This window comes from Persicitalea sp. (assembly GCF_041751555.1).
Taxonomy (GTDB): domain Bacteria; phylum Bacteroidota; class Bacteroidia; order Cytophagales; family Spirosomataceae; genus Persicitalea.
The window spans coordinates 1-4,533 of the sequence record NZ_JBGSXF010000588.1 but is presented as its reverse complement, the minus strand read 5'-3'; the positions used below and the strand labels follow the sequence as shown (position 1 = coordinate 4,533).

The window sequence follows — 4,533 nt, the reverse complement described above, 5'->3', positions numbered from 1 at the left end:
ACCACATGCGGGAGTATCGCGAAGCGATTGTCCCGCTGTGGGTGTTCGGTGGCTAGCAAATTAATTGCAAAACGGTTTCCCGGCATATTACCATCCATCCCAATCACAAATTGGGCTTGTGGATTGGCCTTAATTATTTTGCCAACCTGCTCCATTTGCTGGTGGGACGGATTGCCCGCCGACGAAATGTACTGTCGATACTCGCCTTTAACGGGTGGGGAAAGTATATGGTACGATATGGAATCGATCGGAGATTCCGAGATCATGATCCGATTAGTTATTATTTTAAAGTCTGACTTTTCGATTTCAACCGATAAATTTCCTTCGGTAGGATGGACAGTATGAAAGGTTAATTTGCCGTTTGATTTGGACACAATCCCTTTGGTTTCTTTATCCAATCGAATTTTTGAATCGCCTACCAATACCTCTTTTTCTACGGTTAACTGGGCGTGTTCATTACTCTTCCAGATGGCATCTCCCTTCTGACCAGGCGGAAAACTCTTAAAATTCTCATTTCTGATATCCATCGACAGAATATTCCCCTTCTCCGAGGTCAGCGGAAAGACAATATTTGTATGCTCTTCCTTTTTGGACGCCAAAACCTGGTTTTTAAATTCCGGGGAAAATAGCGCCTCCAATGAAATAAACCGCTTTTCTGTCAGATAATTTGGCTGATTTTCTGGCAAGAGCGTCAGGTTGTACTCTTCAATCAGGTCGGATTGGCGAAGCTTCTCGTCATTCAAATACTGTTTTGGCGAGGCAGGGGCTATGGGTTGAAGCTGGGCCGCCTTTTCCCTGTAATCCGGGCTACCGAGTATTTGATCAACCACCTTGAAGGCATTTTTATATTCTCCTTCTCTGTACTTGATGAATGTGAAGACATCCCCCTTAAATGCTGTGTTATTGAGATCCACAAAGCCTTTAAACCCACTGTTGGAATTGTTCATTACCGCTAAGCGCTGGCTATCTCCTTCGATGCCGGATTTGTAAATACGCCATTTATCTTTGGGCTTGGATTTTGAGCTCATCTGGTATCCATAATGCTCAAGCACTAATTCCATATCCAGTTCTTGCCGGATTTGGGCAAAATCCTTTCTCTGGTAATTTGGTGTGAATTTCTTGGGCTTGGAAAATTTTACGACTGGTTCGGGTTTGTTTTTGGCATCCATAACAAGGTAGGTGGAAGGTTCTGCGATTTTCTGACCGGGTACAGCAAAGGCCGAAGCAGCCTTGAATAAGACATCCAGATTGTATTCTTTGGCTTTACCGATGGTGTTTCCGACATTGTGGTACAAGTCTGGAATCGACATATGATCAATCAGCAAGGCCCGATCGGTGGTACTGCTGGCGAATTCATGCGCTTTGATTACCGCTTTACGGTCGTACACCTTAGCAAAATCCGTAACCTGGAAACCATTGACAGCAGGGTAGAAATCGACGCCTAAGCTGTCCCTGGTAGAGATTCCCGATTCAGATTTCAGGGGCTTTTTATTTTCGAGGTTCACCTCCGTATCAACCGGGTTACGACCCGATTCCCGGAGTGCAGTATTCAGCCGGGCAATGTTACCCTGGGCCGGATCGATCCAGAGTTTAATGGTGCTGTCAGTTCGTGCTTGTTCGTATGCGTTGATCGAGAAGCTACCGAAGGCCATGTAGCGTACATTATTGGCGTTCAACTGGTTGAACAGCTCAACTTTATCATTATCTACGAAATTGATGGGTTCGTTCATGGTGAAAGACGAGTTTGGAATGACGAGGGAATTATATCAGGATATGGTTTGATGGCCATGTCTCCGCCTCAAAGGCTTTCGTAAAAAGCTCTGAGTACGAAGAGCCGGAATTCCTGGGGCAAATCGAACCATGCCTCAGCGGGCATAGCCTCCCTCATTTTTGGAATTAGAATCATCTCCTCATCTTCTTCGTCCGTGACAATGCAGCACGGCTCCAGAGCATCTTCACCGTAGGTTCGAAGAATGTAATCCACAGAAAGTGGACACTGATTTTCGTTCTTGATTTTCATAGAAGTAGGTTGAAAAGCTGGTAGTGGAATCCCTCTCGGTAAGCCTTATATCCGTCGCTTTACGAAAGACGTTTCGGTTTCGAGATTCTTCTTCGGCTGGTCAGCAAGCGAAAGCCGAGGCTGCCCCTCCCCTATTTCCATGAGATTACCCGAAATGGGATTGAATTTGACCCTGGCTTCGGGCATTCCTTCGGCTTCGGTACCTGGATCGGCTATCACCGTAATGCTTTGGCCGGAAAGAAGCTTTTCGACCTGCCTTTCTCTTATAGGCACCCCCTTATGGTTAGTGGGAAGATCAGAAAGTGGGATTTGTTGTTCGCGAATGTGCGTACTGTAGGCACCAGCCTGAGGGCTTTTGATGAGTGTACCCTGTCTGTAGCCAAGCGTGAAAAGCGATTCCGTTTTGGCTAGAAACTCTCTCCGCTTGTGGAAGTCGCTCTCAAAATACCAGTCGGCAATGTTGGCCAGGCTTCTCTTGAGTTCAATTGCCTTGGCAAGGGGGGAGATTTTTTGACTCATTACGTCGGAAATCTCCTTTACCTCATTTTCGTACTCAGAGCTATTGCCATTAGTGCTTTTCGATAAGGCTGTCTGAATTTCCTGGGTGTACCCTGGCTTGGCTGTCAACGATTGTACTCCTAACCTATTCGCATGGCTAGAATTCAGTGGACGTCCCGAAAGATCAATTTGCAAAACGGGTTGGTCGGCGTCGGCTTGCCGATTCAAGTGGAGTAGCTTGAATCCAAAAATGTGTCTAGGATTACCGACCTCATCTTTGGAAGTATGCTTAACCTGAATCACTTCCCCTCTCATCAGATCGTCCTGAACAGCCTTTTCCGAAAGAATCGCTCTGGTTTCTGCATCGTTCGATAAAACCCCTTCTACTTGGGCGAAATCGACGCCTTGATAGCTCTGCACTATTCTTTTAATGTCCTTTCCTGCTCTCATATCTACTGCTTTGTTCAAGTCATATTTCTTTGTCCGTGCAATTTTAAATAAAAAATAGATAATATTAAATTTTAATTATTAATTTTATTTTCAAACTCATCATAATGAAAGACGTCTATGGACTCTGGTTTGAGGATAATTTGCTTTCTGACGTTCTCCACGACTGTCTTGGCACAGTTACCTAAGGCGAAAAGCCCGCTTTCGAGTGTACAGAATGCCGTTGAGCGACGGGATACCGAAAAGTCTTGGGAAGTGGCGCAACCCGACAATCCCGTTCAATTGGAGCAGGAACTGGGAAAGACGAACTATAATTTCTTGAAGGACATACCAAGTATTAGTCCACTACAGGTCGGAGAATCGCCACGGATTTCCTCACTTTTTGGCATGCGGCTACATCCAATCGACGGGATTCACAAACCACATCTAGGAATTGATCTGGTATGCCGGCGAGGCTTCCAATTTGTTTACGCCACGGCGAATGGCCGAGTTATTTTTGCGAGAAGTAAGAAGGGATTAGGACTGACGGTAGAGGTAAACCACGCCAATGGTTATACGACTGGCTATGGCCACTTAGGCACCATCTATGTCAAACAAGGGGAGACGGTGAGAATTGGGGAGGTATTGGGACTGATGGGAAGTTCCGGTAAAGCGACTGGTGTACATGTCCACTACACCATCAGTATAAACGGTACGGCAGTGGACCCCCTACCCTATCTCACTTTATACGAAGACTTTATAAAAAGAAAAGACGCCTTGCGGGCGTCTTTGATCGAAAACTCAGCAAAATAATCTCATCAACTATCGGCTCCCCGGCCGCTGATTGAACTTAGTGTTTGATTCTGCTTTCTTATCTCTTCCAGTTTTGAAAGTGCGAGATTCACCAGTTCCTCCGAGTAGTAGAGTTTGTCAAAATCATAGCCGTTCCTCTCGACGGCTCGTTTGAAAGTCATGATATTCGCGGCCGTGCCCTTACCATCTTTCAATGCCCTGTACTGAATATAACTAAGGCCATAAGGCTCCAACAGCATCTTCTCACTAGGCTTCTTCGACATCTGATCAGCTTCTTCCGCAGTCAGCTCTCCCCTTTCTCTTTTGGCAGCTACGATAAGCTGGAGGCATAATGAGAAAACGAGCTTGTTGAAGAAGGCTACGGCTTCCTGCTCGGAGTATATTTCATCAAGTTTCCGGTGGATTTCAGGATTAGAGGTCATTATTTCAGAAAGATTGAGCTAAGTGCTATTTAGTGTGTATGCTACTGATGGCCTAAAATTAGAATAAAATAATATCAAATGTCTATTTTCTTAGAAAGAAATCATGGTTTGAGTTCTGCTTGAAATTCCTCATATTCGAGTTTGATGAGTTGGGCTACCTCGGTTTTGATTGACCGATAGTTGTCGTCGAGCAAGCGTAATTTCCAAGTCTCCTTATCATTCTCTTGGTATTTTTCTCCCGGATAGTATTTGCTCACCAGCTTGGCTATGTCTTTGATAACGGGTGGTTTAGCGTGGACTTTCTCCATGCCTTCCTGATCTACCCTTATAACCCCTTTGAAGGTTTTGAGTTTG

At 45.2% G+C, this 4,533-nt stretch carries 5 protein-coding genes and 1 pseudogene; 1 reads left to right on the top strand and 5 read right to left on the bottom strand.

Annotated elements, in window-relative coordinates:
• From ACEW8P_RS20820 to ACEW8P_RS20810, 3 genes are all read right to left on the bottom strand, one after another.
• A partial coding sequence (locus tag ACEW8P_RS20820) for a DUF3991 domain-containing protein (protein WP_373514998.1) occupies nt 1-1,730 on the bottom strand: 1,730 nt, incomplete at its 3' end.
• Between the two features lie 68 nt (nt 1,731-1,798).
• Nucleotides 1,799-2,020, bottom strand: coding sequence for a hypothetical protein (locus ACEW8P_RS20815; protein WP_373514997.1), 222 nt, complete (start codon nt 2,018-2,020; stop codon nt 1,799-1,801).
• A gap of 45 nt (nt 2,021-2,065) precedes the next feature.
• The gene (locus ACEW8P_RS20810; RefSeq protein WP_373514996.1) at nt 2,066-2,968 is read right to left on the bottom strand and encodes a hypothetical protein; all 903 of its coding nucleotides are present in this window, start codon (nt 2,966-2,968) and stop codon (nt 2,066-2,068) included.
• A 252-nt stretch (nt 2,969-3,220) separates the two neighbouring features.
• Between ACEW8P_RS20810 and ACEW8P_RS20805 the strand changes: the two genes are divergently transcribed.
• Nucleotides 3,221-3,757, top strand: coding sequence for a M23 family metallopeptidase (locus tag ACEW8P_RS20805; protein ID WP_373514995.1), 537 nt, complete (start codon nt 3,221-3,223; stop codon nt 3,755-3,757).
• 5 nt (nt 3,758-3,762) lie between these two features.
• Here ACEW8P_RS20805 and ACEW8P_RS20800 read toward each other — a convergent pair whose 3' ends face one another.
• Both ACEW8P_RS20800 and ACEW8P_RS20795 read right to left on the bottom strand, forming a co-directional pair.
• Nucleotides 3,763-4,179 (bottom strand): hypothetical protein, encoded by a 417-nt coding sequence (locus tag ACEW8P_RS20800; RefSeq protein WP_189568168.1) that lies wholly within the window; start codon nt 4,177-4,179, stop codon nt 3,763-3,765.
• 101 nt (nt 4,180-4,280) lie between these two features.
• Nucleotides 4,281-4,533: pseudogene (locus tag ACEW8P_RS20795) on the bottom strand (hypothetical protein); the annotation flags it as partial.

Bases quoted from the DNA above. Each gene is read 5' to 3' on its own strand.
- ACEW8P_RS20815 (WP_373514997.1), bottom strand. From the start codon at position 2,020: ATGAAAATCAAGAACGAAAATCAGTGTCCACTTTCTGTGGATTACATT.
- ACEW8P_RS20810 (WP_373514996.1), bottom strand. From the start codon at position 2,968: ATGAGAGCAGGAAAGGACATTAAAAGAATAGTGCAGAGCTATCAAGGC.
- ACEW8P_RS20800 (WP_189568168.1), bottom strand. From the start codon at position 4,179: ATGACCTCTAATCCTGAAATCCACCGGAAACTTGATGAAATATACTCC.